5 protein-coding genes are annotated in these 22,164 nt (G+C 69.5%); 3 read left to right on the forward strand and 2 right to left on the reverse strand.

Annotation, left to right across the window (positions count from 1 at the left end; translation table 11 throughout):
• Positions 1-23: 23 nt before the first annotated feature.
• Positions 24-15,464, reverse strand: coding sequence for a filamentous hemagglutinin N-terminal domain-containing protein (locus tag ABIS05_RS01030; RefSeq protein ID WP_348013463.1), 15,441 nt, complete (start codon positions 15,462-15,464; stop codon positions 24-26).
• Positions 15,465-15,500: 36 nt separating this feature from the next.
• A complete protein-coding gene (locus ABIS05_RS01035) occupies positions 15,501-17,210 on the reverse strand; it encodes a ShlB/FhaC/HecB family hemolysin secretion/activation protein (RefSeq protein ID WP_348013464.1) in 1,710 nt (569 codons plus the stop codon).
• Between the two features lie 410 nt (positions 17,211-17,620).
• On the opposite strand from ABIS05_RS01035, the gene guaB reads away from it, so the two are divergent.
• The 3 genes from guaB (at position 17,621) to guaA (ending at position 21,979) form a co-directional block, all read left to right on the forward strand.
• The gene (guaB, locus tag ABIS05_RS01040) at positions 17,621-19,090 is read left to right on the forward strand and encodes an IMP dehydrogenase (RefSeq protein WP_348013465.1); all 1,470 of its coding nucleotides are present in this window, start codon (positions 17,621-17,623) and stop codon (positions 19,088-19,090) included.
• A gap of 62 nt (positions 19,091-19,152) precedes the next feature.
• On the forward strand, positions 19,153-20,382 hold the full coding sequence (locus ABIS05_RS01045) for an MFS transporter (protein ID WP_348013466.1): 1,230 nt from the start codon (positions 19,153-19,155) through the stop codon (positions 20,380-20,382).
• Positions 20,383-20,392: 10 nt separating this feature from the next.
• Positions 20,393-21,979 (forward strand): glutamine-hydrolyzing GMP synthase, encoded by a 1,587-nt coding sequence (guaA, locus tag ABIS05_RS01050; protein ID WP_348013467.1) that lies wholly within the window; start codon positions 20,393-20,395, stop codon positions 21,977-21,979.
• Positions 21,980-22,164 lie beyond the last annotated feature (185 nt).

Consider the following 22,164-nt stretch of genomic DNA (forward strand, 5'->3'; position numbering starts at 1 on the left):
GGGCAGGTGAGGTGGGGCGGCGTTCAGCGCGATGCTTCGCCAAGCAGCGCATCGGATCGCTTCTTCTTTTCGCCTGTCGGGCCGAGGCTCAGCACCTGCGGGTCCATCCAGGCTTCCAGCGCGTTGGGCGCAATGCTGGTTGCCAGCATCGCCGGGTTGAACAGCGCCGATGCCAGTGGGCGGCTGGGCACCACGAAGGTCGGTGCCGTGATGGCTGCCAGCACCGTGATCTGCCCGACCGGGCCCCACGGGGTGCCATTGAAGAAGTAGGGCGAGTTGGCGAGGCCGCCCCGCACCATCGTCGCGGCCGTGGCGCCGCCATTGGCGTCTACCGAGCCAAACAGCTGGGCCGAGCCGGCCGCCGGCACGAGCAGGGAGCCCACCGCGAGCTTGTGCTCGGCGGTGGCGTCGTCCAGGCCGATCAGCAGTGCACCGGTTCCCGAGTTCAGCGTCAGCGCTGTTGCAGGACCTTGCAGGCCGACCGCCTTGATGTCGCCCTGCGCGCTGAGGGTCGCCTCACCCGAAGGCAGCGTGGCCGGGGCGTTGAGGGTGATCGGCCCGGCGGTCACGCGCAGCACCGCCGGCAGCGTCACGCCGGCACCGCCGGTCTGCGTGAAGCTGGTGGCGGCCTGGACGGTCGTGCCGGCTGCAAAGCTCACCGTGCCGGCCGCGTCCGTGTTGGTGATCACTATGCCGCCCAGCGCGGCCGTCACGGCATCGTCGAAGCGGAAGCTGGTGCCGTTGAACTGCAGGCCGCCCGCGCCGCTGGCCGCCAGGCGGTCGGCAAAGCGGGTCAGGCCACCCGCTGCTGACTGCGCCAGGCTGCCCACCTGCACCGAGCCGTTGAAGGTGGTGAAGGTGCCGGAGCGCAGCGTGAGCGCCCCGATGGCGCCGCTGCCGCCCACGGCGCCGGCCACGTCGATGGCGCCGCTGTCGGCGCGCAGCGTGAGGTTGCCATTGGCGGCGCTGTCCAGCGTGCTGCCGAACACCAGCGAGCCGCCGGTGCTGTGCAGGCTGGTGTCACTGCGCAGGTTGACGGCGCCGGTGTAAGTTTGCGTGCCGCTGCTGTTGACGTCGCCGCCCAGCGTGCTGGCGCCGGCGATGGTGAGGGTCTGGCCTGCCGTGGCGGTGGCGTCGGCCCCGCCGGACAGCGTCACCGCATTGCCAGTCAGCGTGGTGCTGGCGCCCAGCACGGCGCGCTCGCCATAACTTTGCGCGCCGGTGGTGTTGACCGAGCCGCCGTTGATGGCCAGGCTGCCTGCCGCGTCGGTCGTGACCGAGGCTGCGTTCACCGAGCCGGCGAAGGTCGTCGCGCCGCTGCTGTTGACTGCGAGTGCGCCGACGCGGGTTGTGCCACCCACGGCGCCGCCGAAGCTGGCTGCGCCCGCGCCGCTGTTCACGGTGAGGTTGCGAGCGCCATCGACCGTGCTGGCGAAAGCCACGCCGTTGCCGCTCAGCGTGGCATCGGTGGCCAGCGTCACGGCGCCGTTGTAGCTTTGCGCGCCGGTGGTGCTGATGTCGCCGCCCAGCGTGCTGGCGCCGGCGATGGTGAGGGTCTGACCCGCCGTCGTCGTTGCGTCGGCGCCGGCTGACAAGCTCACCGCATTGCCGGTCAGCGTGGTGCTGGCGCCCAGTGCGGCGCGCTCGCCGAAGCTTTGCGCGCCGGTGGTGTTCACCGAGCCGCCGTTGATGGCGAGCGTGCCGGCGGCATCGGTTGTGACCGAGGCGGCGTTCACCGAGCCGGCGAAGGTCGTCGCTCCACTGCTGTTGACGGCGAGTGCGCCGAGGCGGGTCGTGCCACCGACTGTGCCGCCGAAGCTGGCTATGCCCGTGCCGCTGTTGACGGTCAGGCTGCGTGCGCCGTCCACCGTGCTGGCGAAGGCCACGCCGTTGCCGCTGAGCGTGGCATCGGCGGCCAGCGTCACGGCGCCGTTGTAGCTTTGCGCGCCGGTGGTGCTGATGTCGCCACCCAGCGTGCTGGCGCCGGCGATGGTCAGGGCCTGGCCTGCGCTCGCAGAGCCGTCGGCACCGGCGGACAGGCTCACCGAACTGCCGATCAGCGCGGTGCTGGCGCCCAGCACGGCGCGCTCGCCGAAACTTTGCGCGCCGGTGGTGTTCACCGAGCCGCCGTTGATGGCCAGCGTGCCGACGGCATCGGTCGTGACCGAGGCCGCGTTCACGGCGGCGGTGAACGTCGTCGCACCGCTGCTGTTGACGACGAGTGCGCCGAGGCGGGTCGTGCCACCCACGGTGCCGCCGAAGCTGGCTGCGCCTGCGCCGCTGTTGACGGTCAGGTTGCGTGCGCCGTCCACCGTGCTGGCGAAGGCCACACCGTCGCCGCTCAGCGTGGCATCGGCCCCCAGCGTTATGGCGCCGCCGAAGTTCTGAGCGCCCGTGGTGTTGACCGAGCCACCGTTGATCGCCAGCGTGCCGGTGGTGGTGACTGAGGCTGCATTCACGGCGGCGGTGAAGGTCGTGGCACCGCTGCTGTTGACGGTGAGTGCGCCGAGGCGGGTCGTGCCACCCACGGCACCGCCGAAGCTGGCTGCACCCGCACCGCTGTTGACGGTCAGGTTGCGCGCGCCGTCGACGCTGCCGCTGAAGGCCACGCCGTTGCCGCTGAGCGTGGCATCGGCAGCCAACGTCACGGCGCCGTTGTAGCTTTGCGCGCCGGTGCTGCTGATGTCGCCACCCAGCGTGCTGGCGCCGGCGATGGTGAGGGTTCGAGCTGCCGTGGCCGTGCCGTCGGCGCCAGCGGACAGGCCAACCGAACTGCCCGTCAGCGTGGTGTTGGCGCCCAACACGGCGCGCTCGCCGAAGGTTTGCGCGCCGGTGGTGTTCACCGAGCCGCCGTTGATGGCCAGCGTGCCGGCGGCATCGGTCGTGACCGAAGCTGCGTTCACGGCGGCAGTGAAGGTGGTAGCACCGCTGCTGTTGATGGTCAGGGCACCGACACGGGTCGTGCCACCCACGGTGCCGCCGAAACTGGCTGCGCCTGCGCCGCTGTTGACGGTCAGGTTGCGAGCGCCATCCACCGCGCTGGCAAAGGCCACGCCGTTGCCGCTCAGCGTGGCATCGGACCCCAACGTTACGGCGTCGCCGAAGTTTTGAACGCCCGTGGTGTTGACCGAGCCACCGTTGATCGCCAGCGTGCCGGTGGCGGTGACTGATGCGGCATTCACGGCGGCCGAGAAGGTTGTCGCGTCGCTGCTGTTGACGGTGAGTGCGCCGAGGCGGATCGTGCCACCCACGGCGCCGCCGAAGCTGGCTGCGCCCGCACCGCTGTTGACGGTCAGGTTGCGAGCGCCATCCACCGTGCTGGCGAAGGCGACGCCATTGGCGCTGAACGAGGCATCGGCCGCCAGCGTCACGGCGCCGTTGTAGCTTTGCGCGCCGGTGGTGCTGATGTCGCCGCCCAGCGTGCTGGCACCGGCGATGGTCAGGGTCGCTGAGCCGTCGGCGCCACCGGACAGCGTCACCGCATCGCCGGTCAGCGTGGTGCTGGCACCCAGCATGGCGCGCTCGCCGAAGCTTTGCGCGCCGGTGGTGTCCACCGAGCCGCCGTTGATGGCCAGCGTGCCGGCGGCGTCGGTCGTGACCGAGGCCGCGTTCACGGCGGCCGAGAAGGTCGTGGCGCCGCTGCTGTTGATGGTCAGGGCACCGACACGCGTCGTGCCACCCACGGCGCCGCCGAAGCTGGCTGCGCCGGCACCGCTGTTGACGGTCAGGTTGCGAGCGCCGTCCACCGTACTGGCAAAGGCCACGCCATTGCCGCTGAGCGCGGCATCGGCGGCCAACGTGACGGCGCCGCTGTAGCTTTGCGCGCCGGTGGTGCTGATGTCGCCGCCCAGTGTGCTGGCGCCGACGATGGTCAGGGTCGCAGAGCCGTCGGCACCACCGGACAGCGTCACCGAAGTGCCAGTCAGCGTGGTGCTGGCGCCGAGAACTGCGCGCTCGCCATAACTCTGCGCGCCGGTCGTGTTCACCGAGCCGCCGTTGATCGCGAGCGTGCCTGCCGCGTCGGTCGTGACCGAAGCTGCATTCACGGCACCCGCAAATGTCGTCGCGCCGCTGCTGTTGATGACGAGTGCGCCGAGGCGCGTCGTGCCGCCCACGGCGCCGCCGAAGCTGGCTGCGCCCGCGCCGCTGTTCACGGTCAGGTTGCGTGCGCCATCGACGCTGCTGCTGAAGGCCACGCCGTTGCCGCTGAGCGTGCTGTTGGCGCCGAGGGTGACCGCGCCGTTGTAGGTCTGCGCGCCGGTGGTGCTGATGCCGCCGCCGTTCAGCGCGATCTGCGCGGCTTGCAGCGCCAGGCCGGATCGGCTGGCGTCGCTGCCGTTGTTGACGAAGGCCTGGCCCAGCGTCAGGTTGCCGCCGGTGGACGTGAGCGCCACGTTGCCGCTCTGGCCGGCGCTCAAGCTGCTGCTGGCGTTCAGGTTGCCGGCCGAGGTGACCTGGATGTCGCCGTTGGCCGTGGTGAGAGCCCCCAGCGTCAACGCCGTGCCCGAGCCGACGTAGATGCCGCCCTTGCCGGTCACTTGGGCCGTGACAGCCATGCCGCTCACGTCGAAGGCCGAGCCGTTGCTGCCGATGCCGGTGCCGGCCGTCAGGTTCAACGCGCTGGCGGTGAAGGCTGGCGACGCGGTGAACAGGCTGCCGTTGGCGGCCGACAGCGTCAGCGTGCCGTTGCTGCCGGCGTTCAGCGTGCCCACGGTCAAGTCGCCTGCGGTCGAGCTCAGTGCGATGTTGCGGTTAGCACCGCCCGCCGTCACCGAGCCGGCGGTCATGCTGCCGCTGCTGGTGGCGGTGATGTCACCGTTGCTGGTGGCCAGCGTGGCGCCCGTGAGCACGCCGGTGTTGTTGACGGTCAGCGCACCGGCGCCGGTAAGGGCGGCGTCGATGCTCTGGGCGGTGCTGTTCAGCGTGGTGGCGCCGCCGGTGGCGCCGCTGCGCAGGTAGAGCGAATCCGCAGCCAGCGTCAGCAGGCGCGGCGAGCCGCCGGCCGAGCTCAGGTCGGTGCCGACGAGGCCCAGGCGCCCGGTCGTCGAGATGCCGGCCGTGGGCAGCACGATGGCGCCATCGGCGCTCAGCAGCAGGTTGCCGGCGAACGAGAAGGCACCGGGGTTGAAGGCGACGTCGCCCGCGCTGCTGAGGTAGGCCGAGCTGCCGCTGCCCATCGTCAGCAGCGTCGGGCTGAGCGTCAGCGTGCTGGTGTTGAGGTTGCGCACCGAGATCACGGCGTTGCTGCCGGTGGTGCTGAGCCCGGTCAGGTTGGCGGTGTTGACGCGCACGGGTGCGCCGGCGCCGGTGAGGGTGTCGGTCACCGTGCCGATGTCGCCACCGGCCGCGAGTTGCACGCTGGTGCCGGTGACGTGGGTTCCGTTGCCCGAGCCGAGGATTGCGCCCGCAGCCGTGAGCTGGGCGCTGCCCGCCGTGGCGGTGACGGCCACCACCGTGAGGTTGCCACTGCTGGCGTTGATGGCCACGTTGGTGGCCGCGCGCACGTCGGTGGCCACGGTTGGGCCGGCGGTAGTGATGCCCACCGCACCGCCGTTGGCGATGATCGAAGCGAGCGTCACGCCGCTGGCATTCGCGTCGTTCACGAAGATGCCCGTGCCCGAGCTGCCGCCGGTGAGGGCCAGCGTGGTGGCCGAGGTGCCCACCGCTTGCGTGCTGCTGCCCACGCCGCCGGCACCATTGAGCGTCACGGTCGCGCCGCTGACGCGGGTGCTGCTGTTGCCGTCGTCCCTGACCATGCCGCCCGCAGCGGTCGAGCTCATCGACACATTGCCAGCCCCGGCGTTGATGTTGCCGGCGATCAGCGCGACGCCGCCGGTGGTGCTGGCCACGGTGATGGCACCACCGCCCGAAGAGGCGTTGGCCAGCAACAGGTCGGCGGCCGTGCTGATGTCGATCAGGCCGCCGTTGGAGTTGACGCCGGACAGCACCGACGGGGTGCTCGCGCCGAGGTAGATCGCGCCGCCGCTGCTGCTGACCTGCACGCGCTGGCCGTTGGCGGACATGCGGTTGGTCGCGTCGCCCACGCCGGTGGCGCCGTGCAGGTTCACGTCGAAGGCTTGCAGCGTGGTGCCGGGCGTGGCGATCAGGCGGCCGGCGTTGGCGGACAGGTCGATGGCATTGAAGCTCGCCCCGCTGCCGCCCGAGACGCTGACCACCGTGATGTCGCCAGCGCTGGCCGTGACGCGGATGTCGTTGCCTGCGGCATCGGTGCCGGAGCTCATGGCGGTCAGCTTGATGGAACCGGCCGCAGTGACCGTGGTCGAGCCGTCATGGACAGACGTGGTCAGCCCGCCGTTGAGTGTGCTCAGGCTGCTGAGATGCAGCGAGCCGGTGCCGGTGACGCTGGCATTGACCGTGTGGCCGGCCGAAGCGTTCACCAGCACGGGTGCCAGTTCGGTGCCGATGCCGTTGGCGGCGCTCAGCGTGATGGCCGCATTGGCGCCGCTGCCGGCCAGGGTGCCGCTGCCAGCCAGGATGCTGCCGCCGCTGGCCGTCAGGTTCAAGGTCTTGGCGCTGCCGTAGCTGAGCGTGCCCAGCGTCAGGTCACCGCTGCTGGCCGTGACCGCCAGGTCGCCGGTGGTGCTGAGGCTGGTCAGGTTCAGCGAGCCGGCTTGCCGCAGGAACATGCCGCCGGTGCCCGCGCTGGCCGTGAGGGAACCCACCGCCGTGCCCAGCGCCGTGCCGCTGCTGCCGATGTTGCTGCCCGTGCCGTAGGCCTGCAGGTTCAATGAGCCTGCGGTGATGAGCGAGCTGCTGTTGATGGCGTTGATGTTGCCGTTGCCGCTGCTCAGGTAGGCCTGCAGCAGCAAGCTGCCGGCGCCCACGTTCAGGCTGCCCACCGACAAGGAGCCGATGCCCAGGTAGGTGAAGTCCAGCCCGGTGCCATCGGCGAGGCTGGTGAGGGTGGTGGTGTTGGCGCTGTCGGTGGCGCTGAACGTCAGGCCGCTGGCAATGACGCTCAGCGTGCCGCTGCTGCCGGTGCTGGAGTAATTGGTGCGGTCCACCGTCAGCAGGTTCAGGTCGGCGGTGTCGGTCACGTAGACGCTGCCCGGGGTGTTCAGCACGAGCTGGGGCGTATTGACGTTCAGGCTCACCGAGTTGTTGCCGATGCCGTTGCCCGTGCCGTAGCGCGCCGACAGGTTGACGCTGGTGCCGGTGATGGCATTGCTGCTGTTGATGCCGTTGATGCTGCCCTGCGATGAACTCAAGGCCACCGCGCCACCGCTGGTGAGGGTGCCGGCCGACAGGCCATAGCCGCTGCTCAGCGTCACGCCGGCAGGCGCCGTCACCGATGAGGCGGCCAGGTTGTAGCTTTCGCTCAGGGCAATGCTGCCGATGGCACCGTGGGCTGCACTGGCCGAGGCCGTGAGCGTGGTGGTGCCGCCGCCATTGGCCGTGGTGCCGATGGCGCTGGTGTTGCCGATGGAGCCGCTGGCCGTGAGCGCCACGGTGGTGGCGTTGAAGATGGAGCCGCTCAGAATGGAGCCGCCCTGGTTGTTGATGCTGACGGCGCTGCCACCCGCGTTGATGGAGCCGAGGGCGATGTCGCCCTCGTCATTGGCGAGGTTGACGCCGCTGGTGCCGGAGATGCTGCCGAGCAGCGTGCGGCCGTGCAGCGCCAGATTCACGCTGCCGCTCAGTGCGGTGGCGCTGACCGAGTTGACGGTGGCATCGATGCCGTTGCCGCTGCCCGCCGCGCCCACGGCGCCGCCCAGGCTGGTCATGCTCAGGCTGGCGGCCTGTACCTGGGTGTTGGGGTCGCCGTCGCCCAGGATGCCGCCGCTGCTGGTGCCGGTGAGCGTCACTGTGCCGGTCGTGCCCAGGTTGAGCGAGCCCACCTGCATGGCGCGGTCGCCGGTGAAGCTGAAGGCCAGGCCCAGTGGGTCGTTCACGCTGGTCAGCGCCGTGCCGGTCACGCTGTCGGTGGCCGTGAACAGCGCGTAGGCCGCGCCGCTGATGGGCACCGAGACGATGCTGTAGGCGCCGCCGTAGGTGACGGTGGGGTGGGTGACGGTGATGCCGAGCCGGTCGATGTGCGTGTCCGACTCCACGTTCAGCGCGCCGGTGACCGAGAAACTGGTCAGCGGCGCCGAAAGGTGGATGGGGTTGCCCACGCTGCCCACCGCACCGCCGTTGCTGGCGTAGAAGCTGGCGCTGGCGGCGCTGATGCGCTTGCTGCTGTCGGCGTCGCCCAGGATGTCGCCCACGCTGGTCAGCGACACGGACCCCGAGCGGCCCAAGTCGATCACGCTCACCGCTTGGTCGCGCCGTGTGTTCAGCGTGAAGTTCAGGCCGGTGCTGTCGGTCACCGAGTTCACGCGGGTGGTGCCGTCGTCGGTGATGTCGAAGCTCAGCGACGGCGCCGTCACCTGGTAGGCCGGTGCGGTGCCGCCCGCAGTCTGGCTGCTGGTGAGCGACAGGCTGCTCAGGTCCTGCGCGTTGTCGGCATAGGCATTGGCACCGGTGACGAGGGTCAGGCCTAGCGCGTTCGTCTGCATGCGTGTGCCGCTGCCGCCGGCTGCCCCCAGCGAGCCACCGGCCGACAGCGTGATGCTGCCGGCGGTGAGCAGGCTGCCGCCGTCGTTGGTGATGGCCGTGGTGCTGCCGGTGCTGTACAGCGCCAGTGAGCGCCCGGCTTGTGCATTCACGGTGCCCAGGCTCAGTGCTACGTCGGTACTGAGCGTGAAGTCCAGGCCGCTGCTGTCCAGCAGGTTGCCCAGGTGGTACTGGTTGCCGCCGACGCTGTCGGTCAAGTCCAGGGCCAGCCTCGGGGCTGCGACGGCGATGGTGTTCTGCACACCGGCCGTGGCGTGCGTGGAGGTCATGGTCAGCGCGTACAGGTCGGACGCGTTGCTCACATCGATGTTGCCGCGCGACACCAGCGTGAGCCGGCGCGTGTCGGTCAGCAGCGTGCCGGTGCTGCCCAGCGACTGGTTGGCGCTCAGCTTCAGCGTCGGCGTGGTGAACAGGCCGCCGCTGCCCTGCAGCAGCGAGTTGTTGCTGCTGGCCACGTCGGCCGAGCCGGCCACGGTGTTGGTCTTCAGCGTCAGCGCGCCGGCGTTGGAGAGGTAGAGCGTGTTGCTGAGGCTGCTGGCCAGCGTGCCGGCCGCCGTGTACAGCGGCGTGCTGCCCTGGTAGCCGAAGGCGCTGCCGCCGTTCAGGCTGAGGTCGCCGGTGGTGATGCTGGGGCTGCCGGCGCTGGCGCCGCTGCCGCCCTGCACATAGCTGCCGCTGTTGAGGTTTACCTTGCCGCCGGCGCCGGTGTTGATGCTGCTCGCCGTGATGACCCGGTCGGCCTTGACCGTGAGGTCCAGGCCGCTCTGGGAGATGTTGGCCAGCTGGAAGGCGGTGTTGCCCGTGGTGTCGCTAACGCTGAAGGTCAGGCCGGTGGAACTGATGGAATAGCTGTGTGTGCTGCTGCCGCTGGTGTTGTGCCGGGCATCCAGGTTCAGGCTGGTCAGCGTGGTGGCGTTGGAGACACTCACATTGCCGCCCGAGGCAACGATCAGGTTCTTGGTGTTGGTGCTCAGGGTCGAGCCCGTTCCCACGCCGCCGTTGCTGCCTACCGCCGACAACATGATGCTGTTGCCGGTGAGGCTGCCCGAACTGCGGTTGATCTGAGCGCCGGTGCCGGTGGGCGCGCTGCGTGAGGTGAGCGAGATCGAGCCGGTGCTGGAGGTGCCGGCATCGACCGTGCTCAGGCTCAAGGCCCGGTCAACGCTGTAGCTGAAGTCCATCGCGCCCACGACGGCCATCCCCAGGCTTTGCGTGCTGCCGTCGGTGACGTTGAAGTTGCTCAAGTTGCCGGCCGTCACGCCATAGCCAAACGTGGTGGCCGTGCCGTGCGTCAGCGTCATGTCCAGCTTGGACACGTTCTGCGCGTCGTCCACATAGACGTTGCCGCTGCCAGCCAGGATGACCGTGGGCGTGTCGACGCGCAGCGCCGTGCCGCTGCTGCCGATGGAGCCGCCGCCGGCCGTGCTGGACGTGGCCGTCAGCAGCACGCGGTTGCCGGCGATGGTGCCCGCGCCGCTGTCGCTGCTGATGTTGCTGTTGGCGCCGCCGCCCGTGGTTGTGAGCGTCACGTCACCGCTGGCCGTGATGGCCGCCACCTGGATGTTCTTGCGCGTGGTGAAGCTGGTGTTGGTGAGGGCCGTGCCGCTGAAGCCCAGGCTTTGCGTGCTGCCACTGTCGGTGATGCCAAAGGTCTGGCCCAGGCCGCTGACGCCGAACACGCTGGCCGTGCCGGCCACCGTGGTGGTGTTGGTGCTGGTGATCGCCAGGTCGGTCAGTGCCGTGTCGCTGCTGGCAAAGAAGTTGCGGCCGGCACTGAGCGTCAGCGCGGTGCTGCCTTCCAGGCTGATGGCGTTGCCGCTGCCGGCGGCGCCGATCGAGCCCGCCGTGCCGGCCGTCAGCGACACCGTGCCCGCGGCGATGCCCGAGCCGGACACGCCGTCGTTGGTCAGGCTGGCCGCCGAGCTGATGCTGGCCGAGCCGGCGCTGCCCACGCCGATGTTGCCGATCTTCACGTTGCGCTGGCCGGAGAAGCTGAACGCGAGCGGCGTGCTGCTGCTCACCGCTTGCACGTAGTGCTCGGTGCCGTCTTCGGAGAGCGTGAAGTTCTGGCCGGCGCCGGCCGTGATGGCCATGCTGCCGGACGAGCCGCTGCCGCGCGTGACGGAGAGGGTGTCCAGCGTGGCGCTGTCGGTCACGGCGATGGCGCCGTTGGCCGTCAGCAGCAGCTTGGGCGCATCCACCGTAAGGGCCGCGCCGCTGCCAATGCTGCTCTGGGCGGCGCTCAGCGTCACCTGGTTGGCACGGATGCCGGTCGCGTTGTCGCTGTCGTTCTGGATCGCACCGCTGCTGGCGGTGATGGCCACCGTGCCGCCCGCCGTGGCATCCACATGGCCCACCGTGATGGCGCCGCTGCTCTGCGTGTAGCTGATGCTGGCGGCAGCATCCAGGCTGGACAGGGTCAACGGCCCGCTGCCGCTGAGCCACATCGAGGTGCCGGCCTGCGCCGTCAGCGTGGCGCCGGCACTGCTGGTCACGGGCACGGCGCGGCTGCTGGCGCCAATGGCCTTGGCTGCGTCCAGCGTGAGGCTGCCGGTGCCGATGGCGATGCTGTAGCCGCTGGGGCTGAGGATGGCGCCTTGCAGCGCCGTCAGCGTGACGGCCTGGTTGGTGGCGGTCATGAAGCCGCCCAGCGACAGGTCGCCTTCCACGGCCGTGATGGCCACCGACCCGGTGGCCGTGATGGTGCCCAGCGTGACGGTGCTGGTGGTGTTGGTGCTGCCGGTGGGCATCGGCAACTGCACATAGACGCCGCCCGCGCTGGCGGTGGCGGCCAGGGTGCCGGTGACGACATCCATATAGCCCGTGCCCGTGGCGCCGACGGCGAGGCCCGAGAACGTGGTGCTGTTGGCCAGCACGCGGGTGCTCTTGTCGCCGTCGTCCTTGATGGCGCCGGCGCTGGAGGTGAAGCGCGCCGTGCCGGTGTTGGTGACATCCACCTGGCCCAGCGTGATGTCGCGGTCGCTGGTGAAGGTGAGGTTCAGCGAGGACGTGTCGGTCAGCGTGGCCACGTTGTGCCCGGCTGCCGAATCGCTAACGCTGAGCTTGAGCGACGGCGCGGTGATCGCCATGCCATAGCTGGTGGTGGTGTCGGCGTGGGTGCTCGTGACGGTGAGCGTGCTCAGGTCGGTGAGGCTGTTGACGTACAGGTCGCCACGTGTGGTGAGCGTCAGGCTGGATGCATTGACGCCGATGGGGTTGGCCTGGCTGCCCACGCTGCCTTGGGCGGCGCTCAGGGTCAGCGTGCTGCCGGAGGTGACGCGCGACTGCAGGTTGCCGTCGTCCACCAGGTTGCCCTGGGTGGCGGTGAGGCTCACCGAGCCGGCGGCCTGCACCTGGCCCAGTTGCAGCGTGGCATCGCCGTTGAAGGACAAGCTGCCCAGCGGCACGCTGACCAGGTGGTCCAGCGTGTAGGACGTGCCGGTGTCGGTGACGTCGAACGTGAGATAGGGCGAGTTCACCTGCAGAGAGCCCGCGTTGCCCGGCGCGCTGTGGCGGTTGGTGATGCTCAGGCTGGTCAGCGTGGCCTCGGTGTTGGTGACGAACAGGTCGCCCGTGCTGGTGACCGTCAAGCCCGTGGCCTTGGTCTGCACCGCAGCGCTGGAAGTGCCGATGGCGCCGCTGGCGTTGAGCGTCGCCGTGCCGGTGATGATGCGGGTGGCGCTGTTGCCGTCGTCGAGGATGCTGCCGGCGCTGGCCGTCAGGCTGACCTGCCCGCCCGTGGACGTGCTGACGTTGCCCACCGTGATGTCGCCGCTGCTGTTGGTGACGCTGATCAGCGTGCTGGGCGTCGACAGACGGTCCAGCGTGACGCTGCCGGTTTGCGTGATGCTGATGCTGCTGGAGCCCGCCTGCACGTCCAGGTGAGCGGCGGCGGTGCGCACCGAAACGCTGCCGCTGCTGGCCGCGTTGAGGGTGACGGTCTCGCCGGTGATGAGGCCGCTGTTGCCGGAGATGGAGCCCGAGGTGGTGGCCAGCGTCACGTTGCCCTGCGCGCCGGCATTGACCGTGCCCACGCTCAGGGAGCCTGTGCCGGTGGCCGTGACGGTGATGCCGTTGCTGGCCGACGAGGTGCTGGAGGTGAGCGAGGTGAGCGTGCTGCTGCCGCCGGTGCGGATGTCGATGGCGCCGTTGCCGGAGACGATGGACGACAGCACGCTGGAGGTGGCCGATGTGCTCGCGAAGATGCCGCCCGAGGCCGCGTTCGCGGAGATCGTGCTGGCGCTGGTGGACAGCGGCGTGCCGCTGCTGCCGATGGCAGCGCCGGCCGTGAGGTTGAGCGTGCCGGCGGCGATGCGCGTGGTGGCGCTGCCGTCGTCCAGCACGCTGGCGCCGCTGGAGCCGAGTGCCAGCGTGGCGCTGCCGGCGTTGACATCGCCCACGGTGAGCGCGCCGGTGGCGGTGACGCTGGAACTGCCGGTGGTGCTGAGGCGGTCCAGCGCCAGGGCGCCGGTGTTGGCCAGGTACACGCCGCCGCTGCCGGAGACGGCATCCACATGGCCGGCGGTGGTCAGCAAGGACTGCCCGCTGGTGCCGATGGCGCCGTTGTTGCCGTTGCTGCCTTGGGCGCTGAGCGTCAGCGACGCCGCCGTCAAGGCCGTGTTGGCAGCGCCCAGCAGGTTTCCGCCTGTGGAGCCCAGCGTCAGCGTGCCGGTGCCCACGTTCACGGTGCCCAGTTGCACGGAACGGTCCGACGTGAGGCTGAGATTCAGCGCGGGCGATTGGGTGATCTGCGTCACGACCAGCGCCGCGCCGTCGCTGACCTGGAAGCTCAGGCCGGGGGCGCTGACCTGGTAGTCGTTGGCATCGGTCGGGGCCACGTGGGCCGCAGTGAGGGACAGGCTGCCTAGCGCCATGTCGCTGGCGGCCACCAGGTGGCCGCCGGAGGCCAGCGTCAAGCTGCTGGTGTGGGTGGAGACGGCATTTCCCGCCGCGCCGACGTGGCCGCCCAGCGCCGACAGGCTGACCGCGCCGCCGGTCAGCAAGGGCGTGGCCCCGCTGGCATTGCCGATGGAGCCCACCGTGCTGAGCGCCGTCACCGCACCGGCGCCGGCATTGATATTGCCGGCCAGCGAGATGTCGCCCGTCGCGCGCAGCGTCACCGCGCCGCCGTTGGTGGTGAGCTTGCCGATGTTGCTCAGCGTGCTGCCTATGCCCTGCGCGTCCAGCGTGATCGCGCCGCCTTGCGTGCGGATCTCGGTCTGCGCATCGGCAAATTGGATGCCGCCCGTCAGCGTCGACTGCAGCGTGAAGCCGTGGCCGGCCGTCGTGGCCAGGTTGATGAGCTTGCCGGCCATCGCGTCGACCGTGATCTGGCCGGTGGCCTGCAGCACGATGTTGGTGTTGCCGGACAGGCCTTCGAGCAGGCCGCGCGACACGGTGTTCAGGCCCGCGTTCGCGTCGCCGGCGGCCACGCTGCCGTCGCCGGCATTGCCGTTCAACGAGCCGCCCGAGGCGCTGTCGGTGATGCGCAGGTCTGTCGGGTCGATCAGGAAGGTGCCGGTGCTGCCAGTGCTGGCTTTGGCCGCGCGCAGGTCCACGTCGCCGGTCAGGCCGATGTTCTTCTGGCTGGAAACTTCGGCAAAGCCGCCGTCACCGCCCTGGGCGCCGCCACGCGCGGAGATGCTGCCGCTGAAGACGGTCTGGTCCTTGGACCACAGCGTCACTTTGCCGCCGCGCCCCTGCTCGGTCGCGTCCGCAGTGAGCCGCGCCCCGGCCGCCACGCTGAGCGAGGCCGACTTGTCTGCGAACGGGTTGGCGGCATCGCTGAGGCCGGTGCTGCCGAGTGCGATCTCGCCACCGCCGGCCTGGCCGGCGACGTCGATGACGGCGCTGCCGGCCACGGTGACATGCGCGCCGGTCACGACCACGCTGCCGCCTTGCCCGCCCTGGCGGGCCGACGCATCGACCTTGCCGCCGACGACCACCTGGCCGGCGCCGCCGCCGGACAGCACGATGCTCCCGTCCTGGCCGCTGACCGTGGTGGCGCTGACGATGCCGTCGGTGTTGATGACCTGGTCGATCACGCCCTTGAGGGCGCGCGCGGTCAGCAGCACGCTGCCGCCGTCGGCACGGATCTCGCCGCTGTTGATGACCAGCGCGCCGCCCTCGGTGGGCGATTCGCTGATGGCCGAACCCGCGCCGAAGCTCAGCAGGCCGTCGCCATGGAAATCAAGCGTGAAGCTGTTGGCGGCGCCCAGGGCCACGCGGCCCAGGCGGGCCTCGATGACGCCGGAGTTGCGCACCCGCGGCGCCACCAGGGCCGCCAGGCCGCTGTCTCGGATGGAGATGTGGCCGCGGTTCTCGATGGTGGCGTTCGGGTTGGCCGAGGCCTGGCCGAAGTCGTAGCGGCCGGCCATGAAATCCTGGTTGCGGATATTGGCCGTGGTGGCCACCAGCCCGCCCACGTCGACGCGCGACGTGGCGCCGAAGACGATGCCGTTCGGGTTGATCAGCATCACCGTGCCGTTGGCATTGAGCTGGCCGAAGATCGCCGAGGGGTCGTTGCCGAGCACGCGGTTGAGCGTGACGCTGTGCTTCGCCGGCTGCAGGAAGTTGACCGTCTCGCCGGCACCGATGCTGAAGCTGCGCCAGTCGATGATGGCGCGGTTGCTCTGCTGGAAGATGTTCAGCGTTCCCGGCGCGCCGGCCTGGATGGTGGCGCTGCCGTCCACCACCTGGCCGCCGGTCGGGTTGGCATGGGCCAGCGGGCCGGCCATCAGCCAGCCCACCATCAGCGCCAGCTTGGAAAGGGCGGCGCGGTGGCTCTTGCGTTGCAAGGCGCGCTGCAGCGAGCGCTGCATGCGCGTCGCGCGGATCGCGGCGCGGCGGAGAACCTGGCGGGAGGGCTGGCTGATACCTTGGTACATGGGGCGCTTTCTCGGCGATGGCCAGCAGGACGACGCTCAGAACTGGGTAGAAACGGAGACGAAGGCGCGGGCGTGTTTGCTGCCGCGCGTCCTCACCTCGGTGTTCATGGGTTTGGCGATCTCGAAGGTGGCGAACACCTTGTCGCTCAGGCCGGCGCGTGCGCCGAGGCCGAGGGAGCCGAGCTTGGCGCGGGGCACGGGGTTGCCGCCCGTGGCGGCCCACACGCGGCCACCGTCCACATAGCCGTAGAGCTGCACATTGCGTGGCAGGCCGGCCGGCACGTAGCGCAGCTCCAGCATGGCGGCCACACCGTTGTCGCCGGCAATCTCGCCGTCGTCGTAGGCGCGGCCGAAGCTCGCGCCGCCCAGGCCCAGCTCTTCACTGGCGAGCAGCGGTCGGCGGCTGACCTGGCTGGTCGCGCTGGCGATGAGGCTCCAGCGGTCGGCCACCTGCTGCAGCCGCGTCACGTCGAGGGTGAGCTTGGTGAAGTCGCTGCGGCCGTTGACGCGCGAGGCCAGCGGCGAGAAGTTGCGCGACGCGCCCAGGCCAGACAGCCCCTGATGCAGCATGCCGCGCACGGTGGTGATGCCGTCCCAGGCGTCGGAGCGATCCCAGCTCAGGCCGGCGCGCAGGATGCGCAGGCGGTCGCGGGTGAAGCCGGTGGCGGCGAGGTCGGTGCTGACATCGCGCGCCTCGAACTGGGCGACGGCGCGCAGGTTCTGCTCGCGCGAGCGAATCAGCGGCCAGCTCAGCGTGCCGCTGGCCGAGCTGACGCGGCTCTTCACATCCAGAGGTGCCAGTTCGCGTTGCGGGTTGGAGCGGGCGTGGGATGCCGACAGGTTCGCCAGCAGGCCGTTGTCGGACAGCAGCGCGTCGTAGCTCGCGCCCACGGCGGTGCTGCGCCCGGTGGGCAGCGAGGTCTTGGCGTTGATGGAGACGCGGTCCGCGCGCGCGCCCAGCGCATTCCACGCGTAGCTGCCTTGCAGCTGGCCGGCGCCGAGGTAGGGCGAGCCGCGGTTGTCCAGGCTGATGCCGCCGTCGGTCGCGCGGCGGTCCACGCGCACGATCAGCGTCGAGCCGCCTTGCTCGGTGGGCGAGGATTCCAGCGTGCCGCGCACGGTGAGCCCTGGCAGGTCATTCGCCAGCAGCAGGCGGCGTTCGATCTCTGCGAGGGTGACCGGCTTGACGCCGCGCACGCCGTTGATCAGCCGCTCGACCGCCGCCCGCACCGGGCCCTCGTCGCCCTGGTAGACGACGTTGGCCACGAAGCCTTCGACCACGATGACGCGAAAGCGCCCGTCGTCCACCGTCTGCTGCGGCACGATCACGCGGGAGGTGACGTAGCCGGCGCTGCGGTAGCGCGTTTCGATGGCCTGCGCCACGCCGAAGGCCTCGGCCACCGTGACGCGGCGCCCCAGCAAGCCGGCGTACAGCGGCCGCAGCGTGTCCTCGGGGAAGGCGGTGGCGCCCTCGATCACGAGAGCCTTCAGCTCGAAGCTCAGTTCTTTGGCGCCGGGTGGCACTTCGGCCGAGGCACTGCGCGGCACGCTGAGCTGCGGCACGGCGGTGTTGGGCATGGGCATCACCGGCCGCAGCGGCTCGCGTCCGGGTTCAGCGCCGGGGGGCAACTGCACAGGCGGCGTCTGCGCCCATGCCGACACGAGACTGCAGGCCAGGGCGGCAGCCCAGCTCAGGCGGGCGGCATGCAGCGCCAGGGGGCGGGGGGATGCGGGGCGAACATTCATGGACAGGCACCGGGTTCTGAAGCGGCCGCGCGCGGGCGAACTCCCAGCGCGATGGCCTGCAAACAATATGCTCATCCGTCGTTGGCAACCGCCGGAGCAGGGGGGTTCCGTGCTGCATCTCATGGTTGACACGGCTGTGTTTGCCGACGTCTTGGGCAAGCGACAGGCGCGGTCGAGCACGGAGGCAAGTGGCGCGTGCGCGGGGTGGACGTTGCGTGAGCGGCGGCAAAACCGGGGCGGCCACCAGGGCTTGGGGCGGGCCAGCAGGTGACTGACTGATACAATCGCGTGCTCCCCAAACCCGCACATTTCCATGTGCTTGAGCCGGATGCGGTGGAAGTCGCAAGCCCGGTTCTCAGGGGGGATGGATCGGCAACGATCTGCCCCTACCCGCCTCTGGAGCTTTCCTCATGCGCCTTCTCGGCAAAGCGCTCACCTTCGACGATGTTCTGTTGGTGCCAGCGTTCTCCCAGGTGTTGCCCCGCGACACCAGCCTTGCGACCCGCCTGTCGCGCAACATCCCTCTGAATCTGCCGCTGGTGTCCGCCGCGATGGACACCGTGACCGAGGCCCGCCTGGCGATTGCGATCGCGCAGGAAGGTGGCATCGGCATCGTGCACAAGAACCTGAGTGCCGAAGCGCAGGCGCGCGAAGTGGCCCGGGTCAAACGCTACGAGAGTGGTGTCGTCCGCGAACCGCTGACCATCGGCCCCAACGCCACGGTGCGTGAGGCCATGGAGCTGACCCGCCAGCACGGCTTCTCGGGCTTCCCGGTCGTCGAAGGCAAGCGCGTCATCGGCATCGTCACCAACCGCGACCTGCGCTTCGAGACCCGCATGGACGCCCGCGTCAGCGAGATCATGACGCCGGCCGAGAAGCTCATCACCGTCAAGGAAGGCGCGTCCACAGGCGAGGCCAAGGCGCTGATGCACAAGCACAAGCTGGAGCGCGTCGTCGTCGTCAATGACGCCTTCGAGTTGCGCGGCTTGATGACCACCAAGGACATCACCAAGCAGACGAGCTTTCCCAATGCCGCGCGCGACAGCCACGGCAAGCTGCGCGTCGGCGCGGCGGTCGGCTTTGGTGACGACACCGAGGAGCGCGTCGAACTGCTGATCAAGGCCGGCGTCGATGCCCTCATCGTCGACACCGCACACGGCCACAGTGCCGGTGTGCTGGACCGTGTGCGCTGGGTCAAGCGCCAGTACCCGCAGATCGACGTCATCGGCGGCAATATCGCCACCGGTGCGGCGGCGTTGGCGCTGGTTGAGGCCGGCGCGGACGGCGTCAAGGTCGGCATCGGCCCCGGCTCCATCTGCACGACGCGCATCGTTGCCGGCGTGGGCGTGCCTCAGATCACGGCCATCGACAACGTCGTGACCGCGCTCAAGGGCACCGGCGTGCCGGTCATCGCCGATGGCGGCGTGCGCTACTCGGGCGACCTGGCCAAGGCCATCGCCGCGGGTGCCGACTGCGTCATGATGGGTGGCGCCTTCGCCGGCACCGAGGAAGCGCCGGGCGAGGTCGTGCTCTACCAGGGCCGCACCTTCAAGAGTTACCGCGGCATGGGCTCCCTGGGTGCGATGGCCAAGGGCAGCGCGGACCGCTATTTCCAGGACACGTCGGGCAACAACCCGAACACGTCCAAGCTCGTGCCCGAAGGCATCGAAGGCCAGGTGCCCTACAAGGGCTCGGTCGTGCAGGTCATCTTCCAGATGGCCGGCGGCCTGAAGGCGTCGATGCACTACTGCGGCTGCGGCACCATCGCCGACATGCAGGACAAGGCCGAGTTCGTCGAGATCACGACGGCGGGCATGCGCGAGAGCCATGTCCACGACGTGCAGATCACGAAGGAATCGCCGAACTACCGCAGCGAGTGAGCTGTTGATCTGAGCGAACGGGGCGACCTCAGATCGCCCCGTTTCTCTTTTTAAGAACCACGATGAGCCCCTCTCCGACGCGCACCCCGGCCATGGGCTTCATCATGGCCGCCGTGCTGATCGACATGATCTCCATCGGCCTGATGGTGCCGGTCCTGCCTCACATCGTGGGTACCTTCACGCACAGCAACGACGAGCAGACATCGGCCTTCCTGCTGGTGACGATGGCCTTCGGTGTGGCCAACTTCTTTGGCTCGCCCATCCTGGGCGCGCTGTCGGACCGCTTCGGCCGCCGGCCCGTGCTGCTGATCGGCTTTGCCGGCCTGGCGCTCAGCTTCTTCGTGACGGCGATGGCCACTGCGCTGTGGATGCTGGTCGCCGTGCGCCTGTTCTCGGGCGCCATGCAGGCCAACGTCGCGATTGCCAACGCCTACGTGGCCGACATCACGCCGCCGCAGGACCGCGCGCGCCGTTTCGGCCAGCTCGGCGCGATGTTCGGCATCGGCTTCATCCTCGGGCCCGTGGTGGGTGGCTGGCTCGGCCACTACGACGTGCACTGGCCCTTCCTGGCGGCGGGCTGCATGGCCGTGCTGAACTGGTGTTACGGCTTCTTCGTGCTGCCCGAATCGCTGCCCCCGGGGCGGCGCACGGCCTTCAACTGGAAGAAGGCCAACCCCATCAGCGCGCTGCGCGGCTTGGCGGCGCTGAAGGGCGTTGGGGCGCTGGTGGTGGTGATCGCCCTGTCGTCGCTGGCGCAGTTCATGTTGCACATGACCTGGGTGCTCTACACCAAGTTCCGTTTCGGCTGGGGGTCGCTGGAGGTCGGCTGGTCGCTGTTCGCGGTGGGCATCGTGTCGGTGCTGAGCCAGGGCGTGTTGCTCAAGCCCCTGCTCGCACGCTTCAGCGCGCAGCGGCTCGCTGTCATCAGCATGACGTCGGCCTCGCTGGCCTACCTGGGCTTCGGTCTCGCCACCGAGGGTTGGATGATGTACGTCGTCATCGGCCTCAACCTGCTGGGCGGCGTCGCAACTGCGGCTCTGCAGAGCGTCATCTCCAACGCCGCGCCGGCGACGGAGCAGGGCAAGGCCATGGGCGCCGTGTCCTCGCTCAACAGCCTGATGGCTGTCATCGCCCCGCTCGTGGGCCTGACGCTGCTCGCCCAGGTGTCGCACCTGCCTGCGGGCAACCTGCTCATCGGCCTGCCCTTCTTCGCCTGCGCCGCGCTGCAAGCCGCGGCCATGCTGACCACGCTCTTTTTCTTCCGCAGCCACCCGGCGGCACAGCCGGCCTGAAAGACGCTTCATGCAACACGACAAGGTCCTCATCCTCGACTTCGGCTCGCAGGTCACCCAGCTCATCGCGCGCCGCGTGCGCGAAGCAGCGGTGTACTGCGAGATCCATCCGAACGACGTGTCCGACGACTTCATCAAGTCGTTCGCGCCCAAGGCCATCATCCTCAGCGGCAGCCACGCGTCCACGTACGAAGACCACGAGCTGCGAGCACCGCAGGCCGTGTGGGAGCTGGGCGTGCCGGTGCTGGGCATTTGCTACGGCATGTTCACGATGACCGTGCAGTTGGGCGGCCAGGTCGAGGCGGCCGACCACCGCGAATTCGGCTACGCCGAGGTGCGCGCGCACGGCCACACCCAGCTGCTGAACGGCATCCAGGACTTCGAGACGACCGAGGGCCACGGCATGCTCAAGGTCTGGATGAGCCATGGCGACAAGGTCACCGCAATGCCGCCGGGCTTCAAGCTGATGGCGTCCACGCCGAGCTGCCCGATCGCCGGCATGGCCAACGAAGAGAAGCGCTACTACGCCGTCCAGTTCCACCCCGAAGTCACGCACACCGTGCAGGGCGATGCGCTGCTGCGCCGCTTTGTGCGCGACATCGCCGGCTGCCAGGGCGATTGGCAGATGGGCAGCTACATCGAAGAAGCCGTCGCCAAGATCCGCGAGCAGGTCGGTGACGAGGAAGTCATCCTGGGCCTGTCCGGTGGCGTCGATTCCAGCGTGGCCGCCGCGTTGATCCACCGCGCCATCGGCGACCAGCTCACCTGCGTCTTCGTCGACCACGGCCTGCTGCGCCTGAACGAGGGGCAGATGGTGATGGACATGTTCGTCGGCCGCCTGCACGCCAAGGTGATCCGCGTCGACGCCAGCGATGCCTTCCTCGGCAAGCTGGCCGGCGTGACCGACCCCGAGCGCAAGCGCAAGATCATCGGCGCCGAGTTCGTCGAGGTGTTTCAGGCCGAGGCCGGCAAGCTGAAGAACGCCAAGTGGCTGGCCCAGGGCACCATCTATCCCGACGTCGTCGAGAGCGGTGGCACCAAGACCAAGAAGGCCATGACGATCAAGAGCCACCACAACGTCGGTGGCCTGCCCGAGACGCTGGGCTTGAAGCTGCTGGAGCCGCTGCGCGAGCTGTTCAAGGACGAAGTGCGCGCTTTGGGCGTGGCGCTGGGCCTGCCCGAGGACATGGTCTACCGCCACCCCTTCCCCGGCCCGGGCCTGGGCGTGCGCATCCTGGGCGAGGTCAGGAAGGACTTCGCCGACCTGCTGCGCCGCGCCGACGCCATCTTCATCGAGGAGCTGCGCAACACCATCGACCCCGCCACGGGCAAGAGCTGGTACGCGCTGACCTCGCAGGCGTTTGCCGTCTTCCTGCCGGTGAAGAGCGTGGGCGTGATGGGCGACGGCCGCACCTATGACTACGTCGTCGCGCTGCGCGCCGTGCAGACCAGCGACTTCATGACGGCCGACTGGGCCGAGCTACCTTACAGCCTGCTCAAGAAGACGAGCGGCCGCATCATCAACGAGGTGCGCGGCATCAACCGCGTGACCTACGACGTCTCCAGCAAGCCGCCCGCGACCATCGAGTGGGAGTGAATCAAGATCGTCCCACGGTGTTCCCGAACATCCGAAGACGACCCGATTTCATCGTAGGGACAAGGCCTTAGCGTCCTACTGCATCCCGCGGCATCCAGAGACGTCCCTCCCGTCCTGAGGGTTGACTTGGCCCCAATGCGGGGCCACGCCGAGCTCAGAGAGGCGGATGGTGGACGGCGTCAATA

It is taken from the genome of Roseateles sp. (assembly GCF_039929605.1).
GTDB lineage: Bacteria > Pseudomonadota > Gammaproteobacteria > Burkholderiales > Burkholderiaceae_C > Pelomonas.

Coding starts and splice junctions, on each gene's coding strand:
- ABIS05_RS01030 (WP_348013463.1), bottom strand. CDS start 15,464: ATGTACCAAGGTATCAGCCAGCCCTCCCGCCAGGTTCTCCGCCGCGCC.
- ABIS05_RS01035 (WP_348013464.1), bottom strand. CDS start 17,210: ATGAATGTTCGCCCCGCATCCCCCCGCCCCCTGGCGCTGCATGCCGCC.
- guaB (WP_348013465.1), top strand. CDS start 17,621: ATGCGCCTTCTCGGCAAAGCGCTCACCTTCGACGATGTTCTGTTGGTG.
- ABIS05_RS01045 (WP_348013466.1), top strand. CDS start 19,153: ATGAGCCCCTCTCCGACGCGCACCCCGGCCATGGGCTTCATCATGGCC.
- guaA (WP_348013467.1), top strand. CDS start 20,393: ATGCAACACGACAAGGTCCTCATCCTCGACTTCGGCTCGCAGGTCACC.